This window comes from Streptomyces sp. NPDC051041 (genome assembly GCF_044456065.1).
GTDB lineage: Bacteria > Actinomycetota > Actinomycetes > Streptomycetales > Streptomycetaceae > Streptomyces > Streptomyces glaucus.
Genome location: NZ_JBITFM010000022.1, coordinates 23,647 through 41,234, shown reverse-complemented (window position 1 = coordinate 41,234; position 17,588 = coordinate 23,647). Strand labels below are relative to the sequence as shown.

The 17,588-nt window shown below is 76.1% G+C and carries 17 protein-coding genes; 7 read left to right on the top strand and 10 right to left on the bottom strand.

Annotated features, from left to right (window positions below):
- Positions 1-35: 35 nt before the first annotated feature.
- The 3 genes from ACIBAI_RS26135 to ACIBAI_RS26125 are packed head-to-tail and all read right to left on the bottom strand — an operon-like array spanning position 36 to position 2,860.
- A complete protein-coding gene (locus ACIBAI_RS26135; protein ID WP_399037940.1) occupies positions 36-1,382 on the bottom strand; it encodes an MFS transporter in 1,347 nt (448 codons plus the stop codon).
- A gap of 60 nt (positions 1,383-1,442) precedes the next feature.
- Positions 1,443-2,210: a glycerophosphodiester phosphodiesterase gene (locus ACIBAI_RS26130; RefSeq protein WP_399037938.1), complete on the bottom strand. Its 768-nt coding sequence runs from the start codon at positions 2,208-2,210 to the stop codon at positions 1,443-1,445.
- On the bottom strand, positions 2,207-2,860 hold the full coding sequence (locus ACIBAI_RS26125; RefSeq protein WP_399037937.1) for a YitT family protein: 654 nt from the start codon (positions 2,858-2,860) through the stop codon (positions 2,207-2,209). The genes ACIBAI_RS26130 and ACIBAI_RS26125 overlap by 4 nt, the downstream gene beginning before the upstream one ends.
- Before the next feature lie 101 nt (positions 2,861-2,961).
- Here ACIBAI_RS26125 and ACIBAI_RS26120 point away from each other — a divergent pair, with 101 nt between their 5' ends.
- A complete protein-coding gene (locus ACIBAI_RS26120; RefSeq protein WP_399037935.1) occupies positions 2,962-4,467 on the top strand; it encodes a PLP-dependent aminotransferase family protein in 1,506 nt (501 codons plus the stop codon).
- 60 nt (positions 4,468-4,527) lie between these two features.
- On the opposite strand, the gene ACIBAI_RS26115 is transcribed toward ACIBAI_RS26120, so the two are convergent.
- Both ACIBAI_RS26115 and ACIBAI_RS26110 read right to left on the bottom strand, forming a co-directional pair.
- Positions 4,528-6,192: a hypothetical protein gene (locus ACIBAI_RS26115; protein ID WP_399037933.1), complete on the bottom strand. Its 1,665-nt coding sequence runs from the start codon at positions 6,190-6,192 to the stop codon at positions 4,528-4,530.
- 42 nt (positions 6,193-6,234) lie between these two features.
- Entirely contained in the window at positions 6,235-6,429 is a 195-nt protein-coding gene (locus tag ACIBAI_RS26110) for a hypothetical protein (protein WP_344607233.1), read from the bottom strand.
- A 306-nt stretch (positions 6,430-6,735) separates the two neighbouring features.
- Between ACIBAI_RS26110 and ACIBAI_RS26105 the strand changes: the two genes are divergently transcribed.
- The 5 genes from ACIBAI_RS26105 (at position 6,736) to ACIBAI_RS26085 (ending at position 12,183) form a co-directional block, all read left to right on the top strand.
- Complete coding sequence (locus tag ACIBAI_RS26105; protein ID WP_399037931.1) at positions 6,736-7,128, top strand: ankyrin repeat domain-containing protein; 393 nt, start codon at positions 6,736-6,738, stop codon at positions 7,126-7,128.
- A 309-nt stretch (positions 7,129-7,437) separates the two neighbouring features.
- Complete coding sequence (locus ACIBAI_RS26100; protein WP_399037929.1) at positions 7,438-8,856, top strand: HEAT repeat domain-containing protein; 1,419 nt, start codon at positions 7,438-7,440, stop codon at positions 8,854-8,856.
- A 188-nt stretch (positions 8,857-9,044) separates the two neighbouring features.
- Entirely contained in the window at positions 9,045-10,172 is a 1,128-nt protein-coding gene (locus ACIBAI_RS26095) for a glycosyltransferase family 4 protein (protein ID WP_399037927.1), read from the top strand.
- The gene (locus ACIBAI_RS26090) at positions 10,169-11,329 is read left to right on the top strand and encodes a glycosyltransferase (RefSeq protein WP_399037925.1); all 1,161 of its coding nucleotides are present in this window, start codon (positions 10,169-10,171) and stop codon (positions 11,327-11,329) included. The genes ACIBAI_RS26095 and ACIBAI_RS26090 overlap by 4 nt, the downstream gene beginning before the upstream one ends.
- On the top strand, positions 11,326-12,183 hold the full coding sequence (locus ACIBAI_RS26085) for an SGNH/GDSL hydrolase family protein (protein WP_399037923.1): 858 nt from the start codon (positions 11,326-11,328) through the stop codon (positions 12,181-12,183). The genes ACIBAI_RS26090 and ACIBAI_RS26085 overlap by 4 nt, the downstream gene beginning before the upstream one ends.
- Before the next feature lie 70 nt (positions 12,184-12,253).
- On the opposite strand, the gene ACIBAI_RS26080 is transcribed toward ACIBAI_RS26085, so the two are convergent.
- The 5 genes from ACIBAI_RS26080 to ACIBAI_RS26060 are packed head-to-tail and all read right to left on the bottom strand — an operon-like array spanning position 12,254 to position 16,710.
- Positions 12,254-13,123 (bottom strand): biotin-dependent carboxyltransferase family protein, encoded by an 870-nt coding sequence (locus ACIBAI_RS26080; protein ID WP_399037921.1) that lies wholly within the window; start codon positions 13,121-13,123, stop codon positions 12,254-12,256.
- Positions 13,120-13,809 carry an allophanate hydrolase subunit 1 gene (locus ACIBAI_RS26075; protein ID WP_399037919.1) on the bottom strand — a complete coding sequence of 230 codons (690 nt, stop codon included), beginning with the start codon at positions 13,807-13,809 and terminating at the stop codon, positions 13,120-13,122. The genes ACIBAI_RS26080 and ACIBAI_RS26075 overlap by 4 nt, the downstream gene beginning before the upstream one ends.
- Complete coding sequence (locus ACIBAI_RS26070; RefSeq protein WP_399037917.1) at positions 13,806-14,564, bottom strand: LamB/YcsF family protein; 759 nt, start codon at positions 14,562-14,564, stop codon at positions 13,806-13,808. The genes ACIBAI_RS26075 and ACIBAI_RS26070 overlap by 4 nt, the downstream gene beginning before the upstream one ends.
- A gap of 20 nt (positions 14,565-14,584) precedes the next feature.
- Entirely contained in the window at positions 14,585-15,412 is an 828-nt protein-coding gene (locus tag ACIBAI_RS26065) for a putative hydro-lyase (protein WP_399037915.1), read from the bottom strand.
- Positions 15,409-16,710, bottom strand: a complete 1,302-nt coding sequence (locus tag ACIBAI_RS26060; RefSeq protein ID WP_399037914.1) for an MFS transporter — start codon at positions 16,708-16,710, stop codon at positions 15,409-15,411. Before ACIBAI_RS26060 ends, ACIBAI_RS26065 begins: the two co-directional genes overlap by 4 nt.
- Positions 16,711-16,882: 172 nt before the next feature.
- Here ACIBAI_RS26060 and ACIBAI_RS26055 point away from each other — a divergent pair, with 172 nt between their 5' ends.
- Positions 16,883-17,578 carry a GntR family transcriptional regulator gene (locus ACIBAI_RS26055; protein ID WP_399037912.1) on the top strand — a complete coding sequence of 232 codons (696 nt, stop codon included), beginning with the start codon at positions 16,883-16,885 and terminating at the stop codon, positions 17,576-17,578.
- Positions 17,579-17,588 lie beyond the last annotated feature (10 nt).

Here is a 17,588-nt window from a genome sequence, read left to right as displayed (position 1 = left end):
CAAACGCGTACACTACAGCCCTTCGGCGCCGAGCGCTAAATCCTCTCCGGTACCGGATTCCCCGCCTCGGCGATCGCCCGCCGCACCGGCACCCGCGCCAGCAGCGCGAAGCCGAGCACGAAGAAGACCACCAGTGAGATGATCGCGTCCCGGTAGCTCCCGGTCAGCTGGTAGGTGACGCCGAACAGCAGCGGGCCGAGCCAGCTCATGCCCCGGTCGCTCACCTCGTACGCCGAGAAGTACTCGGCCTCCTTGCCCGGCGGGACCAGGTGGGAGAACAGGGAGCGGGACAGCGCCTGGCTGCCGCCGAGGACGAGGCCGATCCCGGCGGCCAGCGCGAAGAACCACCCGGGCGCCCCGGCGGGCAGGAAGTACCCGGCCCCGATCGTCACCGTCCACGCGACCAGCGAGCCGAGGATCGTGCGCTTCGCCCCGTACCTGCGGGCCAGCCGGCCCAGCCCCAGCGCGCCCGCCACCGCCAGCACCTGGACCAGCAGCACCGCCACGATCAGGGTGGACTGGCCGAGCCCCAGTTCCTCGGCGCCGTAGACCGACGCCTGGGAGATCACCGTCTGGATGCCGTCGTTGTAGACGAGGTACGCCAGCAGGAAGGCGAGCGTCAGCGGGTGGCGGCGCATGTCGCGGACGGTCGCCGCGAGCTGCCGCAGGCCCGGCAGGGCCGCCTCCCGCGCGGGGGAGCGGCGGTCGCGCAGCCGTCGCAGCGGCACCAGCGTGAAGGCGCCCCACCACAGGCCGGCCGAGGCCAGGCAGATGCGGACGGCCATGGACTCCGAGACGCCGAAGGAGTCGTGCGCCAGGTACAGCACCAGGTTCGCGACCAGCACCAGCGAGCCCGCCGCGTAGCCGAAGGCCCAGCCCCGGGAGGAGACCGCGTCGCGCTCCTCGGGCGGGGCGATCTGCGGCAGGTAGGAGTTGTAGAGCATCATCGCCACGGACTGCGCCGCGTTGGCGACGACCAGCAGCGCCCCGCCGAGCAGATAGCGGTCGCCGTCCAGGAGGAACATGCCGGCGGTCGCCGCGGCCCCCGTGTAGGCGGCGGCGCCCAGCAGCGGCTTCTTGCGGCCGGTGCGGTCGGCGGCGGCGCCCACCAGGGGCATCAGCAGCACCGCCACGATCACCGACAGGGACACGGCGTACGGGAAGAAGGACCCCGCGCGCACCGGGACGCCCAGGGGGTGGACGAACCCGTCCGCGTCCGCCGCGGACTCGGCGACCGACGTCAGATAAGGGCCCAGGAACACGGTGAGCACGCTCGTCGAGTAGACCGAGCAGGCCCAGTCGTAGAAGTACCAGCCGCGCTGCTCGCGCCGCCGCCCGGAGGCGTCTCCCGGCTGAGCCGCCCGCACGGTGTCGGTGTCCACCCGTGCCCTCGCTTCCCCGTGAACGCGCGACGGCCGGGGCCGCGGCCCCGGCCCGGGGTCTCAGACCCAGACGCCGCGGTCCTCCATGACCTCGCGCAACGTGTCGATGTGATCGGTCATGATGCCATCCACCCCCAGGTCCAGGAGCCGGTGCATGCGGTCGGCGTCGTTGACCGTCCACACGTGCACCTGCAGCCCGCGCGCGTGGGCGGTGCGCAGGAAGCGGCGGTCCACCACCGGGATGCCCGACTGGGACTCGGGGACCTGGGCGGCGACCGCCGAGGGGCGCGGTGCGGCCGGCAGGCCCCACGAGCGCAGCCGCAGGCCGAGCACGCCCCGGGTGCCGTACGACGTGGCCAGGCGCGGCCCCGCCAGCCGCTGGGCGCGCGCGACGCGCGCCTCCGAGAAGGAGCCGAGGCAGATCCGGTCCCAGGAGCCGGTGCGCCCGACGAGGTGCAGGAAGGGCAGCAGCGCGGCCTCCGCCTTGACGTCGACGTTCCAGCGCACCTCGGGGAACGTCTCCAGCAGCTCCTCGAACAGGGGCACGGGCTCCGTGCCCGCCACGCGCGCGTGGCGCACGTCCGACCACGGCAGGTCGGCGATCCGGCCGGCCCCGTCCGTCACCCGGTCCAGGGCCGGGTCGTGGAAGGCGACCAGCTTGCCGTCCCGCGTGGCGTGGACGTCGGTCTCGATGTACCGGTAACCCGCCTCCACCGCGCGCCGGAACTGCCGCACGGTGTTCTCCAGACCGTCCGCCGCCCCGCCCCGGTGGGCGAAGGCGATCGGGCCGGGATGGTCGAGGTAGGGATGGCGTGTCCGCGTGCTCACCGACGCAGTATCGCCCTTCGGGGTGGCCCGGCGGCGACGACCGTGCTGCCGCCGGGTGCCGGGGGGACGGCGAACACGCGCAGGAACAGCTGGGCGAGCGGACCGATCGACACCGCGTACAGGAGGGTGCCGACGCCGATGGTGCCGCCCAGGACGAAGCCGGTCACCACGACGGCCGCCTCGACGGCCGTCCGCATCAGACGGATCGAGCGGCCGGTGCGCCGGTGCAGCCCCGTCATCAGCCCGTCCCGGGGGCCCGGACCGAAGCGCGCGGCGATGTACAGGCCGGTGGCCGCACCGTTGAGGAGGACGCCGGCCAGCAGCAGCGGCACCCGCACCGCCAGGGTGCGCGCCTCGGGGAGCAGGGCGAGCGCGCCGTCCATGGCGACGCCGACGACGAAGACGTTGGAGACGGTGCCGAGGCCCGGGCGCTGGCGCAGCGGGATCCAGGCCAGCAGCACCGCCGCGCCCACGACGACGGACACGGCGCCGATCGTCAGGCCGGTCAGCCGGGCCAGCCCCTGGTGCAGCACGTTCCACGGCTCCAGGCCGAGGCCCGCCTCGACGAGCAGCGCCGAACTCGCCCCGTACAGAGCGAGGCCGGCGTACAGCTGGATCAACCGTCTCCCGACATGGTGCCGTGCGGACACAGTGCTGCCCCCCTGTGGTGGTAATGGACCGACGCATGACACCCTGTGGCTCGGGAAGCTACGTCTTCCATGGCCAATCCGGGGAAGGTGGACCGATTCACATGGCGCAGTGGACCTCGGCCGTGGGGGCGGCGCAGCTCGCGCGGCTGCTCACCTCCCAGCAGGACCGCCCGGCGGGCCCCGGCACCCGCCGCCCGCCCGCCTACCGGGCGCTCGCCGACGGCATCCGGCTGCTGGTGCTCGAAGGGCGCGTGCCGGTGGCCGCCCGGCTGCCCGCCGAGCGGGAACTGGCCCTGGCCCTGTCCGTCAGCCGCACCACGGTCGCCGCCGCCTACGAGGCGCTGCGCACGGAGGGGTTCCTGGCGTCGCGGCGCGGCGCCGGGAGCTGGACCGCCGTACCGGCGGGCAACCCGCTGCCCGCGCGGGGACTGGAGCCGCTGCCGCCCGAGGCCCTCGGCTCGATGATCGACCTCGGCACCGCGGCGCTGCCCGCGCCCGAGCCGTGGCTGACCCGGGCCGTGCAGGGCGCCCTGGAGGAGCTGCCGCCCTACGCGCACACGCACGGCGACTACCCGGCCGGGCTGCCCGTCCTGCGCGCGATGATCGCCGACCGCTACACCGCGCGCGGGATCCCGACCATGCCCGAGCAGATCATGGTGACCACGGGGGCGATGGGCGCCATCGACGCCATCTGCCACCTCTTCGCGGGCCGCGGCGAGCGCGTGGCGGTCGAGTCGCCGAGTTACGCCAACATCCTCCAGCTGATGCGGGAGGCGGGCGCCCGGCTCGTGCCCGTGGCGATGGCCGAGGGACTGGCCGGCTGGGATCTGGACCGCTGGCGGCAGGTGCTGCGGGACGCCGCGCCCCGGATCGCCTACGTCGTCGCCGACTTCCACAACCCGACCGGCGCGCTCGCCGACGAGGACCAGCGGCGGCGCCTGGTGGACGCGGCCCGGTCGGCGGGGACCGTGCTCGTCGCCGACGAGACGATGAGCGAACTGTGGCTGGACGAGGACCTGGCGGGCGCGCTGCCGCGGCCGGTGTGCGCCTTCGACCCGGCCGGGTCCACCGTCGTCACCGTCGGCTCGGCCAGCAAGGCCTTCTGGGCGGGGATGCGCATCGGCTGGGTGCGCGCGGCCCCCGACGTGATCCGCAGCCTGGTCGCCGCGCGCGCGTACGCCGACCTGGGCACGCCCGTGCTGGAGCAGCTGGCCGTGCACTGGCTGCTCGGCACCGGAGGCTGGGAGCGGGCCCTGGAGCTGCGGCGCGGGCAGGCCCGGGAGAACCGGGACGCGCTGGTCGCGGCGGTGCGCCGGGAGCTGCCCGACTGGGAGTTCGAGGTGCCGGGGGGCGGGCTCACGCTGTGGGTGCGCACCGGGGGCCTGTCCGGGTCGCGGCTCGCGGAGGCGGGGGAGCGGGTCGGGGTGCGGGTGCCGTCCGGGCCGCGTTTCGGGGTCGACGGGGCGTTCGAGGGCTATGTGCGGCTGCCGTTCACCGTGGGGGGCGCGGTGGCGGAGGAGGCGGCGGCGCGGCTGGCCGCGGCGGCGCGGCTGGTGCGGACGGGCGGGACGGCCGGGGCGGAGGCCCCGCGGACGTTCGTGGCGTGAACCGGCGGGACGCGGGCGGCGGGAGGCGCCCGCCCGCGCCGACGGGTGATCCGGTGCGGGCTACGGCTTGCTGAGGGTCGGGAGCGTCTTCGCCCGCTCGGGTTCGGCCAGCGCCGGGACGGGACCCGCCGGCTCCGGCCGGGCGCGGTCCGGGGGCGCCTCGGCCGGCTCCGGCTCCGGCCGCGCGGACTCCGGGACGGTCTCCCCGTCCGCCGGTGTGGTGCGCGGCGGGAGCAGGTCCAGCACCGCCTGCCGGTGGGCGTCGCTGGTCGCGTCGTCGTAGGGGTCCGGGGTGGCCGGGACCTGCAGGCGGTGGACCGGGCCCGTGCCCAGGCGGGCGTAACCGCGGCCGGGCGGGACGTGGGCGACCGGCGTCGTGTGCGGGGGCGCGCCCAGCACGGCCTGCAGCTGGTCCGCCGTCGCGGGGCCGAGCACGACCCGCGCGCGCGTGTGCTGCCGCACGGCCTCGCCGAGACCCTCCACGCCGTCCAGCTGGTCGGCCACGACCACCGTCACGTTCGCCGCGCGGCCGTGCCGCAACGGGATCTGGAGCAGGGACTGCGGGTCCTTGCGGCCGTCCGCGGCGGCCACGTGGGTGAACGCGGTGGGGCGGTCCAGCAGGAGCCACAGGGGCCGCTTGGCGTCGTCCGGCGGCGGATGGCCGGCCTGGCGGGCACGGTTGACCGCGACCAGCCGGCGTTCGGTCTCGGTGGCCGCCCACTCCAGGCTCGCCAGCACCCCCGCCAGCCCGCACTCGACGGCCAGGACGCCGTCACGGCCGGCCAGGCAGGCGTACTCACCGGTGCCGCCGCCGTCGACGACGACCACGTCGCCGTGGCGCAGGGCCTGCAGGGCGATCGAGCGCAGCAGGGTCGAGGTGCCGCTGCCCGGCTGGCCCAGGACCAGCAGGTGGGGCTCGGTGGAGCGCGGGCCCGTGCGCCAGACGACGGGCGGCGCGTCGCGCCGCTCCGCGCCGTGTGCGAGGGGCAGCGTGCGGTGGACCCCGGTGGGGTCGGTGAAGCCGAGGACCGTCTCGCCGGGCGCGGTGACGAAGCGCTGGGCGGCGATGTCGGTGGGCAGCGGCGCGAGGACGGTGAGGGTGAGCTGGTTGCCCTCCTCGTCCCAGGTGAAGTGGTACTCGCGGCCGCGGCCGGACTTCGCGGTGAGCAGGTGCTCGATCCGGGCGCGGGCCTCGGCCTCGCCGTCGGTGAAGTACGCGGGGTAGCGCACCACCAGACGGGTGACGCGGCCGCCGTCGTCGAACTCGTACTCGGGGAAGGCCTTCTCCCACGTCCCGCCGTGCGCGTACAGCGGCGCCGGGTCCTCGGCGGCCGAGAAGTACGGCACCAGGGCCTCGTACAGCGACCCCAGGCGCTCGGCCCGCGACGCGTCCGGACCGCCGGACGCGGACGGGGCGCGGTCCCGGCCCTGCCAGGCCGCCGCCGCCATCAGGGTGATGACGGCGAGCAGCGGGCCGTAGGGCACGAGCGCCACGAACAGGACCACCGAGGCCGCCAGGAACAGCAGCGTTCCGCGCCTGTCCCCGGGGATGCCGGCCCACCTGCGCCGTCCGGCGGACGCCAGCCGGCGCAGGCCGCGGGCGATGACGATGAGCGGCTGGAGGACGTCGGTGGCGCTGTCGGCCGCCGTCCGGGCCAGCTCCCGGCTCCGGGCGAGCTGCGCGCTGCCGTTGCTCAGAATGCGGGGGAGGGGGCGCCGGGCCACTGCTGTCTCCTGGGGTGCGTGCGGGGAGGGGGAGGGCGGCCGTCAGAACGTGATGCCGCCGATGAGGCTCGCCAGGCTCTCGCCGCCCGCCTTGATGCTCGGGGCGATGGCCGTGCTCGCCAGGTAGAAGCCGAACAGGGCGGAGATCAGCGCGTGTGACGCCTTCAGCCCGTCCTTGCGGAAGAAGATGAAGACGACGATGCCGAGCAGGACCACGCCTGAGATGGAGAGGATCATGCGAGTTCTCCTGGTTCGCGGGGACAGTCACCATGGGTGCTTCCAGGCTCACAGGATGTATCTGTACGACTAAAGGCGCAAACGGGGGAAACGCGGGCATATCACCTTGGGTGACGGAGCGGTCCCCGCTCCGTCCGGGCCGGACTTCCGCGCCTGGCCCGATCCGTGATGATCTTTGCTCCCGGCGCATCCGGGCATGTGCCGCGCGAGCCAGTACCCTGGCGATTCACCCGTACGGGCGCGCCGCTCGCGGCCGTACGCCCCTTCCGTCCCCGTTCGTGTGCGCAGTGAAAGGCGGTCCGGCCGATGAGCGAAGTCCCCGACCCCGAGGTCGTGGAGCTGGCGACCAAGATCTTCGATCTCGCCCGGCAGGGGCGGACCGAGGAACTCGTGGCCTACGTCGACGCGGGCGTTCCGGCCAACCTCACCAACGACCGCGGCGACTCCCTCGTCATGCTCGCCGCCTACCACGGCCACGCCGACGCGGTGCGCGCCCTGCTGGCCCGCGGCGCCGAGGCCGACCGCGTCAACGACCGGGGCCAGACCCCCCTGGCGGGGGCGGTCTTCAAGGGCGAGACGGAAGTGGTCGAGGCCCTCGTGGAGGGCGGCGCGGACCCGTCCGCGGGCACGCCGTCGGCCGTCGACACGGCCCGTATGTTCGGCCGGACGCACCTGCTCGAACTCTTCGGCGAGCAGTGACCCCACGGCGGTGACCGCGGTGACCGGCGAAGACGCGGAAGAGGGGGGAGGCGGTACCGGGCCGCCGGAATTTCGGTCGCGGCGGGTGTGACCACCGGGCCATCATGACCTCGTGGTTCACGGACGTGATGGCTGGGCAGGTGTTGCCGCACCGCGCGGACCGTGACGCGGTCCGCACGGGCCACCGACGAGAGGCAGAGGAAGATGGTCTACAGCGAGCAGGAAACGGCGGGCGCCCCGACGTGCTGTCACGCGGCCAGGTAAGGCACGTCCCCGGTTGCGTCGACGCTTGATGTGAGGCTGTTTCCCATGTTCGATCCGGTCATAGCGCCCAGCGGTACGCTGCTCGGCCTGCTCCAGCGGGGCCGCGGCGACGGCACGCTGCACGCGCTCACCGCCCCGCGCGCCGACGCGCTCGCGGCGCTGAACCACTGTGTGCTGCGCGACCCCCGCCACGACTGGCAGGTGGAGAACCGCTCCCTCTACTACGCCCGCCTCTACCTCGACCTGAACGGCGAACTGGACGCGATCGAGGCCCATCTCCTCGACCCCGAGGACGCCCTGGACACCGACGAGTCGCGCACCGGGCTCGCCCTCGCCGTCCTCGGCCACCTCGCCTCCTACGGCAGGCGGGACGCGCTCCACCTGCTGCGCAGGTACGCCGCCCACGGCTCCAACTGGGCCTGGGCCCTCGACGAACTCGCCCTCCGGGACGACGACGCGGGCCTGCGCGCCCTCGCCGTGCCGGTCCTGGCCCGCTTCGCCACCGACGCCGAGGGCGAGGCCGAGCTGGCCGCCGCCGTACGCGACGCCTTCGAACCGCGGCCCTGGCGGCTGTGGGCCGAGGATCCGCGCGCGTCCGTCGCCGCGCGCGTGCGCGCCGCCCAGGAAGCCGGCTGCTTCGACCGCTGGCAGCGGCAGCTGCGGCCCACCGGCCCACGGCCGGACTGGAGCGTGCGGGCCGTCCTCGAATGGGCCCGGCAGGGAGCCGAGCGCGGCGCCGCGCTGCACGTGCCGGCGGCCCGCTGCCTGACGGCCGTGGCGGGTCCCGAGGACCGGCCCGAGATCGTGGCCGCCGCCCGGGACGGCGCCGACGGGGCCCGCTGCGCCGCCCTGCGCTACCTCGCCGACAGCGACGATCCCGACGCCCTCGACCTGATCGAGGGCGCGGTGGTCACCGGCTCGGCGACGGTCGTGGAGGCCGCCGCCGACGCCTTCGAGCGCATGCGCGGTCCCGCCGCCGTCGACCGGGCGCGCGGCTGGGTGCACCGGCCCGACGCGCTGGGCGCCGCCGCCGGGCGGGTGCTCGCCTGCCGCGGCGGAAGCCGGGACCGGGACCTGGTCCTCGCCGCGCTGCGGGAGGCGGTACGGGGCGAGGGGCCCGACGCGCCGACCCTGTGGACCCTCGTCGACGGCGCCGGACGGCTCGGCATCGGCTGCGCCGCCCCCGTGCTGCGCCACGTCTACCGCGAGACCGCCTCCTCCCATCTGCGCGGCCGGGCCGCCCGCGCCCTCGCCGCCACCGACCCCTCCTTCCCCGCCGGCTTCGCCGTCGAGTGCCTCTGGGACTGCGAGGAGTCCACCCGCGAACTCGCCGCCCGGCACGCCGAGACCGGTGACGCCCGCGTCGTCGAGCGACTGCGCCGGCTCGCCGCCGACCCGGCCGAGGAGGCCGAGGTCCAGACGGCCGTGCGCAGCCGGATCGGACCGGACGCGCCCGCGGCCTGACCCCCCGGGTACGGACAAGGCCCCGGGCGGACGTGTGCCCGGCCGGTGAACGGGAGCCGACCCGCGGGTCAGGCGGACATGGACGCCGCCTGACCCGCCCGGGCACGGAGCGCAACGCTCATGGGACGTTCCTCGCCCGGAAAGATCCACGTTGACGCGGCCACGTCCAGCGCGGCGACAACACCCGTATGCGTGTCGTCATCGTGACCGAATCCTTTCCCCCCGATGTGAACGGCGTGGCCCACTGCGCGCTCCAGACCGCCCGGCACCTCGTCGATCGCGGTCACGCCCCCGTCGTCGTCGCCCCCGCCCCGGCCCCCGGGCACCGGCCCGCCGCCCTCGCGCCGTGCCCCGTGGTCCACGTCCCCTCCCTCCCGCTCCCCGGCTACCCCCAGGTCCGCGTCGCACTCCCCAGCCGGCGCCTGGCCGCCGCGCTCCTGGAGCACCGCCCCGACGTGGTCCACCTGGCCAGCCCCTTCGTCCTCGGCGTCCGCGGCATGGCGGCCGCCGCCCGGCTCGGCGTCCCCGCCGTGGCCGTCTACCAGACCGACCTGGCCGGCTACGCCCGCACCTACATGGGCGCGGGCGAGACGGCGGCCTGGCGGCGCATCCGGTCCGTGCACTCCGCCGCCGACCTCACCCTGGCGCCGTCCACCGCGGCCCTGCGCGACCTGGAGGCGCACGGGGTGCCCCGGGTCAGGCTCTGGCCGCGCGGCGTGGACACCGAACGGTTCCGGCCGGACCACCGCGACCAGGCGCTGCGCCGCGAACTCGCCCCGGACGGCGAGCTGATCGTCGGCTACGTCGGGCGGCTCGCCCCCGAGAAGCAGGTCGAGCTGCTGGCCGGCGCCTGCGGTCTGGAGGGCGTACGGGTCGTGGTCGTCGGCGACGGGCCCAGCCGACCGGGCCTGGAGCAGGCGCTGCCGGGCGCCGTCTTCCTGGGCCGCCGCACCGGCCACGACCTGGCCCGGATCTTCGCCTCCCTGGACGTCTTCGTGCACACCGGCCCCTTCGAGACCTTCTGCCAGACCGTGCAGGAGGCCATGGCCAGCGGCGTGCCGGTCGTCGCGCCCGCCGCGGGCGGCCCGCTGGACCTGGTCGCCCACGGGCGCACCGGCCTGCTGGTCCCGCCGCGCGACGCGGGAGCCGTACGGGACGCGGTGCGGTCCCTGGCCGCCGACGCCGGGCTGCGGACCGCGTTCGGGGCCGCCGCCCGCGCCGCCGTCGCCGCACGCACCTGGGCGGCCGTCGGCGACCGGCTGATCGGGCACTACGGCGACGTGCTCGCCGCGCGCCGGGCGGTGGTGGCGGCATGAGCGCCTCGCTGCGGATCGTACGGCTCGCCAACTTCGTCGCGCCCGCCTCCGGCGGCCTGCGCACCGCGCTGCGCGAACTGGGCAAGGGCTTCAGGGCGGCCGGACACGAGCCCGTCCTCGTCGTCCCCGGCGAGCGCGCGAGCGACCGGGAGACCGAACAGGGACGGGTGATCACCCTGCCGGGGCCGCTGCTGCCCGGCACCGGCGGCTACCGCGTCCTGACCGACCGGCGGCGCCTGGCCCGCCTCCTGGAGGAGCTGGAGCCCGACCGGCTGGAGGTGTCCGACCGCACGACGCTGCGCTGGACCGGCAAGTGGGCCCGGCGCGCCCGGGTGCCCGCCGTGATGGTCTCCCACGAGACCGCCGACGGCGTGCTGCGCACCTGGGGCCTGCCCGAGGCGGCGGCCCGGCGCGCCGCCGACGCGCTCAACACCCGCACCGCCCACACGTACGCGCGGGTGGTGTGCACCACGGAGTTCGCCGAGCGGGAGTTCGTGCGGATCGGGGCGCGCAACGTCGTGCGGGCCCCGCTCGGCGTCGACCTCGTCGAGCGGCACCCGGCGCTGCGGGACGAGGGGCTGCGGGCCCGGCACGCGCGCGGGGACGAGACGCTGCTGGTGATGTGCTCCCGGCTGTCCGTGGAGAAACGGCCCGGCACGGCGCTGGACGCGCTGGAGGCGCTGCGGCGGCGGGGCCGGCGGGCGGTGCTGGTGGTGGCCGGGGACGGGCCGCTGCGGCCGCGGCTGGAGCAGCGGGCCCGGGAGCGCGGCCTGCCGGTCACCTTCCTCGGGCACGTCTCCGGCCGCGGTGAGCTGGGCGCGCTGCAGGCGTCGGCCGACGTGGCCCTGGCGCCGGGGCCCGCCGAGACGTTCGGGCTGGCCGCGCTGGAGGCGATGGCGTGCGGCACGCCGGTCGTGGCCAGCGCCTCCTCCGCGCTGCCCGAGGTGATCGGCTCCGCCGGGGCCGTGGCGGCGGACCACGGGGAGGCCTTCGCGGACGCCGTGGACATGCTGCTGGAGGGCCCGGAGACCGACCGGCGGGAAGCCGCACGCGCGCGTGCGGAGTGCTTCGGCTGGGGGACGGCGGTCGCGGCCTTCCTCGCGGCGCACGACGCGACGGCCCCGGTCCGTCCTTTCGTGCCCGGGAGCACCGGATGAGAGCCCTGCGGTTCGCCGCCCTCGGCGACTCGCTGACCGAGGGCGTGGGCGACCCCGTCGGCGACGGGTGGCGCGGGTGGGCCGCGCTGCTCGCCCCGGCCCTCGCCGAGCGGCCCGTGGAGTTCACCAACCTGGCGGTCAGCGGGGCGCAGACGCGGGACGTGCGGGAGCGGCAGCTGCCCGCCGCGCTGGCGCTGCGGCCCGACGTCGCGTCCGTCCTCGTCGGCGTCAACGACACGCTGCGCCGCACCTTCGACATCCACGCGGTGGCCGCACGGCTGGACGAGGTGTACGCGGCCCTCGCCCGGCGGGACGCGGTGCTGCTCACGGCGTGCCTGCCCGACCCCGGCGCGATGCTCGGGCTGCCGGGGGCGCTGGCCGGTCCGCTGGCCCGGCGGCAACGGGCCGTCAACACCGTGGTGCACGCCCTGTCCGACCGGTACGGGGCCCTGCACCTGCACGCCTGCGCGGGCGACTGGATCACCGACCGCGCCCTGTGGAGCGCGGACCGGCTGCACCCCGGCGAGCGGGGACACCGGCTGCTGGCCGTGCGCTTCCACGCCCTGCTGGCCGAGCACGGCGTCGCGACCGGGGCCGCGCCCTCGTCCGAGCCGGAGTTCCCCCCGCCCACCCGCGCGGCGCGCCTGCGGTGGCTGGCCACCGCGGGCACCGGCTGGGTGGCCCGGCGCTGCACCGACCTGCTGCCGCAGCTGCTGAGGCTGGCCGCCGACGAACTCGGCCACCGCGCGCGGGGGACGAGCGCCCGGCTCGACCTGCGGGCGTCGGCCGCGGTGGCGGCGGCGCTCGCGGCGCTGCCGGCGGGGGAGCGGCAGGACGCGACCCGGGCCGCGTAGCCGGGGCCGCGGCCGCCGGGGGCGCCGGTGCCCCGGGGCGGGGGAGCGGAACGCGGCGCCGCGTGGCGCGTCAGCGGCGCCGTACGGCCACGAAGCGGACCGGGGTGCCCGGGGCGGCCTGGGCGGCGGCCGGGAGGTCGGCCGCGCGGACCACCGCGATCACCGGGTAGCCCCCGGTGGTCGGATGGTCGGCCAGGAAGACGACCGGCCTGCCGTCGGGCGGCACCTGGACCGCCCCCAGCACCATGCCCTCGCTGGGGAGCTCGCCCGGAACGGCACGCTCCAGGGCGGGCCCCTCCATGCGCAGCCCGATGCGGTTGCTCGCGGCGGACACCCGGTACGGGCGCGAGGTGAACGTCCGCACGGCCCGCGGCGTGAACCAGTCGTCGCGCGGGCCCGGCGTCACCCGCAGCACCAGCTCGGCCGGGGGCGCCGGCTGCGGGGCCACGTCCACGCGTCCGGGGACCCCGCGGGCCCTGCCCAGCGGCAGCACCGAGCCGTCCGTGAGCGGCGGCGGGCCGAGGCCGGACAGCAGGTCGGTGGAGCGGCTGCCGAGCACCGGCTCGACCGCGATGCCGCCGGAGACGGCCACGTAGCTGCGCACCCCGGACACGGCCGCCCCGACCTCCAGGAGTGCCCCGGCGGGCACGCGCACCGGCGCGCCCCACGGCACCGGGCGCCCGTCCACCGCCACCGGGCAGGGGGCGCCCGCGACCGCCGCGGTGACCGTCGAACGGGGCCGCAGGGCGCAGCCGTTCAGCGTGGTCTCCAGGACGGCCGCCCCGGGCGGGTTGCCGACCAGCCGGTTGACGAGCGCGGCGGCGGGGGCGTCGAGCGCGCCGGAGCGGGGGACGCCGAGGTGCGCGTGGCCGGGTCGCCCCCGGTCCTGCACGGTGGTCAGGGCCCCGGCCCGGACGACGGAGAGCGCGCGGTCCGTCATGCCGCACCCGCCGTCCCGGCCGGCCCGGCCGGTTCCGGGGACGCGGCCGGGCCGGCGGGTGCCGGGGACGCGGCCGGCCCCGTGGCGACGAAGCGCACGCGTGTGCCCGGCGACAGCAGCGCGGCCGGCACGCGCGCGTGGTCCCACAGCACGGCGTCCGTGGTGCCGATCAGCTGCCAGCCGCCGGGCGACGAGCGGGGGTACACGCCGGTGTACGGGCCCGCCAGCGCCACCGAACCGGCCGGGACGGCCGTGCGCGGGGTGGCCCGGCGCGGGACGTCGTAGCGCGGCGGCAGGCCGGTCAGGTAGCCGAAACCGGGCGCGAACCCGCAGAAGGCGACGCGGAACTCGGTGCCCGCGTGGATCCGGGCGACCTCCTCGGGGGGGACGCCCCAGTGCGCGGCCACCTCGGCCAGGTCGGGGCCGTCGTAGCGCACCGGGATCTCGACCGCCTCCCCCGCGCGCGGGGGCACGGGCGGGATCCGCCAGGCGGCCAGTTCGGCTGCCAGGCGGTCCGGGTCGTCGAGGCCGTCGAGCAGGACCGTACGGGCCGCGGGGACGATCTCACGGGCCGTCAGCGCGCCCTGCGCGCGGCGGCGCACCAGCTCCGCGTGGAGCGCCTGCGCCTCGTCGCCCGAGGCCACCTCCACCAGCAGGGCGGCGTCGCCGGCCGGCAGGGCCCTCATGCGAACGCCTCCACCCGCACACCGGCCGCCTCCAGCCGCTCGCGGACCCGGCGGGCCAGCTCCACCGCGCCGGGCGTGTCGCCGTGCACGCACAGCGAGCGCGCGCGGACCTCGATGCGGGCCCCCGACTGCGCGGTGACCGCACCGGAGCGGGCCAGCTCCACCGAGCGCTCCACGACGGCCTCCGGGTCGGTGATCACCGCGCCCTCCCGGCCGCGCGGCACGAGCGTGCCCTGGCCGGTGTACGCGCGGTCCGCGAACGCCTCCGTGACCGCCGGCAGACCGGCCTTCGCGGCCAGCTCCAGCAGGCGCGAGCCGGGCAGGCCGAGCACGGGCAGCGCGCCGCCGGCGAGGCGCACGCCGTCGACGACCGCGGCGGCCTGCTCCTCGTCGTGCACGACGCGGTTGTAGAGCGCGCCGTGCGGCTTGACGTACGCCACCCGGGTCCCGGCGGCGCGCGCGAACACCTCCAGGGCGCCGATCTGGTACGCGACCTCGGCCGCCAGCTCGGCGGGCGGCACGTCCATCGCGCGCCGCCCGAACCCGGCCAGGTCCCGGTAGGAGACCTGGGCGCCGATCGTCACGCCCCGCCCGGCCGCCAGCTCGCACACCCGCCGCATGATGGCCGGGTCCCCGGCGTGGAAGCCGCAGGCCACGTTGGCGCTGGTGACGACGGACAGCAGCCGCTCGTCGTCGGTGAGCCGCCAGCGGCCGAAGCCCTCGCCGAGGTCGGCGTTCAGATCGATGGAGGTCATGAGTCCTTGATAACTCCGGTTCAGGCCACGCGGTACTGCTCGTCGCGGGCGTCGGTGAGGAACATGTGCCCCGGCGCGTGGGTGATCGCGAAGGGCGGGCGGGAGGCCATGACGGCGGCCTGCGGGGTCACTCCGCAGGCCCAGAACACCGGGATGTCGTCCGGGCCGGCCGTCACGGGGTCGCCGAAGTCGGGGCGGCCGAGGTCGTCGATGCCGAGCACCGAGGGGTCGCCGCAGTGCACGGGGCCGCCGTGCACCGCCGGCAGCAGGCTGGTCTCCCGGATCGCCGCCGACAGGTGCTCCGGCGGCACCGGGCGCATGGAGACCACCATCGGCCCGTGCAGCCGCCCGGCCGGGCGGCACCGGCGGCTGGTGACGTACATCGGGACGTTGCGGCCCTGCTCGACGTGGCGGATCGGGACGCCCGCGCGGGTGAGCGCCCACTCGAAGGTGAAGCTGCAGCCGATCAGGAACGACACCAGGTCGTCCCGCCAGTGCGCGCGCACGTCCGTCGGCTCGGTCACCAGCTCGCCGTCCCGCCACACCCGGTAGCGCGGCAGATCGGTGCGCAGGTCCGCGCCGTCCGCGAGGACGGTGGTCCAGGACCCGGCGTCCGTCACGTCCAGCACCGGGCAGGGCTTGGGGTTGCGGGTGCAGAACAGCAGCATGTCGTAGGCCCAGTCGGCGGGCACCGAGATCAGGTTGGCCTGGGTGCGGCCCGCCGCGACCCCGGCCGTGGGGCCCGTGAGGCCCGCCCGGAAGCGGGCGCGCGCGGTCTGCGGGCTCCACGCGTGCGCCTGCTCGTCGACGGGGGCCGGCGGGCGGTCGAGGGGGTGCGGGGGGTTCACGCCAGCTCCTTCCCGCGCGTCTCCGGCAGTCCCAGCAGCGCCAGCGCCGCGAGGCCGTAGCCGATCGCGCCGAAGACCAGCGCGCCGCCCACGCCCCAGCTGTCCGCCAGGAAACCGACCGTCGTGGGGAACACCGCCCCCACCGCGCGCCCGGTGTTGTAGGTGAAGCCCTGCCCGGTGCCGCGCACCGCGGTCGGGTACAGCTCGCTCAGGTAGGAGCCGAAGCCGCTGAAGATGGCCGACATGCAGAACCCGAGGGGGAAACCGAGCACCAGGATCAGGGTGTTGGCGCCGCTCGGGATGCCGGCGTACGCCAGGATGCAGATCGCCGACAGCAGCGCGAACAGCCAGATGTTGCGCCGCCGGCCCAGCCGGTCGGTGAGGTAGCCGCCGGTCAGGTAGCCGGTGAAGGCGCCCGAGATCAGGAACGCCAGGTAGCCGCCGGTGCCGACGACCGACAGGTCCCGCTCGGTCTTCAGGTACGTCGGCACCCAGGTGGCCAGCGTGTAGTAGCCGCCCTGGACGCCGGTGGACAGCAGCATCGCGAAGACCGTGGTGCGCAGCAGGCCGGGCCGGAAGACCGCGGTGAACGAGCCCTTGCCGGCGCCCTGCTCCAGCGCGGCGACCGCCTTGGGCGCGTCGTGCACGCTGCGCCGCACCCAGACGACGAGCAGCGCGGGCAGCGCACCGGTCCAGAACATGATCCGCCAGGCCAGGTCGTCGTCGGCCACCGAGAACACCAGCGTGTACACGAGGACGGCGAGTCCCCAGCCCACGGCCCAGGAACTCTGGATCGCGCCCAGCGTGCGGCCCCGGTGCTTCGCGCTCGCGTACTCGGCGACCAGGATCGCGCCGACCGCCCACTCGCCGCCGAACCCGAGGCCCTGGAGGGCGCGGAAGACCAGCAGCGTCTCGTAGTCGGGCGCGAACCCGCAGGCCACCGTGAACACCGCGTACGTGATCACGGTGACCAGCAGCGCCTTCACCCGGCCGATCCGGTCGGCCAGCACGCCCGCGAGGGCGCCGCCGACCGCGGAGGCCACCAGCGTGACCGTGGTGAACAGCCCGGTCTGGCCGCTGTTCAGGCCGAAGTACGCGGACAGCGCGACCATGCTCAGCGGCAGCGTGAAGTAGTCGTACGAGTCCAGGGCGTAGCCGCCGAACGCGCCGGCGAAGGCGCGGCGGCCGCGCGGGCCGAGGGCGCGCAGCCAGCCCAGCGCCCCGTCGCCGGCGGCGTGTCCGGCCGCCGGGGGGTGCGCTTCGGCGGCCGGGGCCTGCGGGGGAGGAGTCGTGCTCATGGGCACCTCGCAGAAGGAGGACGGAGGGTGCGTGAGGAGTGAGCCGTGCGTGCGGAAGCCGTCGGCGCCGCGGTGCGGGAAGCGGCACCTTGCGGAGCACCGTAGAGGATCGTTCAACGATCCCTCAATACCTATGTTGTTTCGTTCTTGTTCCCTGCGATTGAATTCCGGCATGGCAGAGCAGCTGACGTCACTCGCCGGCGACCGGGCCCTCCTCGGGCGCACCAGCACCGCCGAACGGGTCTCCGACATCCTCAGGAGCCGGATCTCCGAGGGGTTCTTCCCGCCGGGGACACGGCTGTCGGAGGACGGCATCGGCGGGGCGCTCGGTGTCTCCCGCAACACGCTGCGCGAGGCGTTCCGGCTGCTCACGCACGAACGCCTGCTCGTCCACGAGCTGAACCGGGGCGTCTTCGTCCGGGTCCTGACCGTCGGGGACGTCGAGGACATCTACCGCACCCGCGCCCTCGTCGAGTGCGCGGTCGTCCGGGGGCTCGGCGCGCCCCCCTACGACCTCGCCGCGCTCCGCGAAGCCGTCGAGGAGGGGCGGCGGGCGGCCCGCGAAGGGGACTGGAAATCGGTGGGCACGGCCAACATCCACTTCCACCGGGAGCTGGTGGCCCTCGCCGGCAGCGAGCGCACGGACGAGCTGATGCGCAGCGTCTTCGCCGAACTGCGCCTCGCCTTCCACGTCGTGGACGAGCCGCGCCGCCTGCACGAGCCGTACATCGCCCGCAACCAGGAGATCCTCCAGGCCCTGCGGGCCGGGGACCGGGCCGGGGCCGAGCGGCTGCTCTCGGTCTACCTCGACGACTCCCTGAAGGAGATCGTGGAGGTCTACCGCAGGAGGGTCGGCGAGGAGGGCTAGGGGCCGGAGG

Bases quoted from the DNA above. Each gene is read 5' to 3' on its own strand.
- ACIBAI_RS26120 (WP_399037935.1), top strand. From the start codon at position 2,962: ATGGCGCAGTGGACCTCGGCCGTGGGGGCGGCGCAGCTCGCGCGGCTG.
- ACIBAI_RS26110 (WP_344607233.1), bottom strand. From the start codon at position 6,429: ATGATCCTCTCCATCTCAGGCGTGGTCCTGCTCGGCATCGTCGTCTTC.
- ACIBAI_RS26105 (WP_399037931.1), top strand. From the start codon at position 6,736: ATGAGCGAAGTCCCCGACCCCGAGGTCGTGGAGCTGGCGACCAAGATC.
- ACIBAI_RS26100 (WP_399037929.1), top strand. From the start codon at position 7,438: ATGTTCGATCCGGTCATAGCGCCCAGCGGTACGCTGCTCGGCCTGCTC.
- ACIBAI_RS26095 (WP_399037927.1), top strand. From the start codon at position 9,045: ATGCGTGTCGTCATCGTGACCGAATCCTTTCCCCCCGATGTGAACGGC.
- ACIBAI_RS26090 (WP_399037925.1), top strand. From the start codon at position 10,169: ATGAGCGCCTCGCTGCGGATCGTACGGCTCGCCAACTTCGTCGCGCCC.
- ACIBAI_RS26085 (WP_399037923.1), top strand. From the start codon at position 11,326: ATGAGAGCCCTGCGGTTCGCCGCCCTCGGCGACTCGCTGACCGAGGGC.
- ACIBAI_RS26080 (WP_399037921.1), bottom strand. From the start codon at position 13,123: ATGACGGACCGCGCGCTCTCCGTCGTCCGGGCCGGGGCCCTGACCACC.
- ACIBAI_RS26075 (WP_399037919.1), bottom strand. From the start codon at position 13,809: ATGAGGGCCCTGCCGGCCGGCGACGCCGCCCTGCTGGTGGAGGTGGCC.
- ACIBAI_RS26070 (WP_399037917.1), bottom strand. From the start codon at position 14,564: ATGACCTCCATCGATCTGAACGCCGACCTCGGCGAGGGCTTCGGCCGC.
- ACIBAI_RS26060 (WP_399037914.1), bottom strand. From the start codon at position 16,710: ATGAGCACGACTCCTCCCCCGCAGGCCCCGGCCGCCGAAGCGCACCCC.
- ACIBAI_RS26055 (WP_399037912.1), top strand. From the start codon at position 16,883: ATGGCAGAGCAGCTGACGTCACTCGCCGGCGACCGGGCCCTCCTCGGG.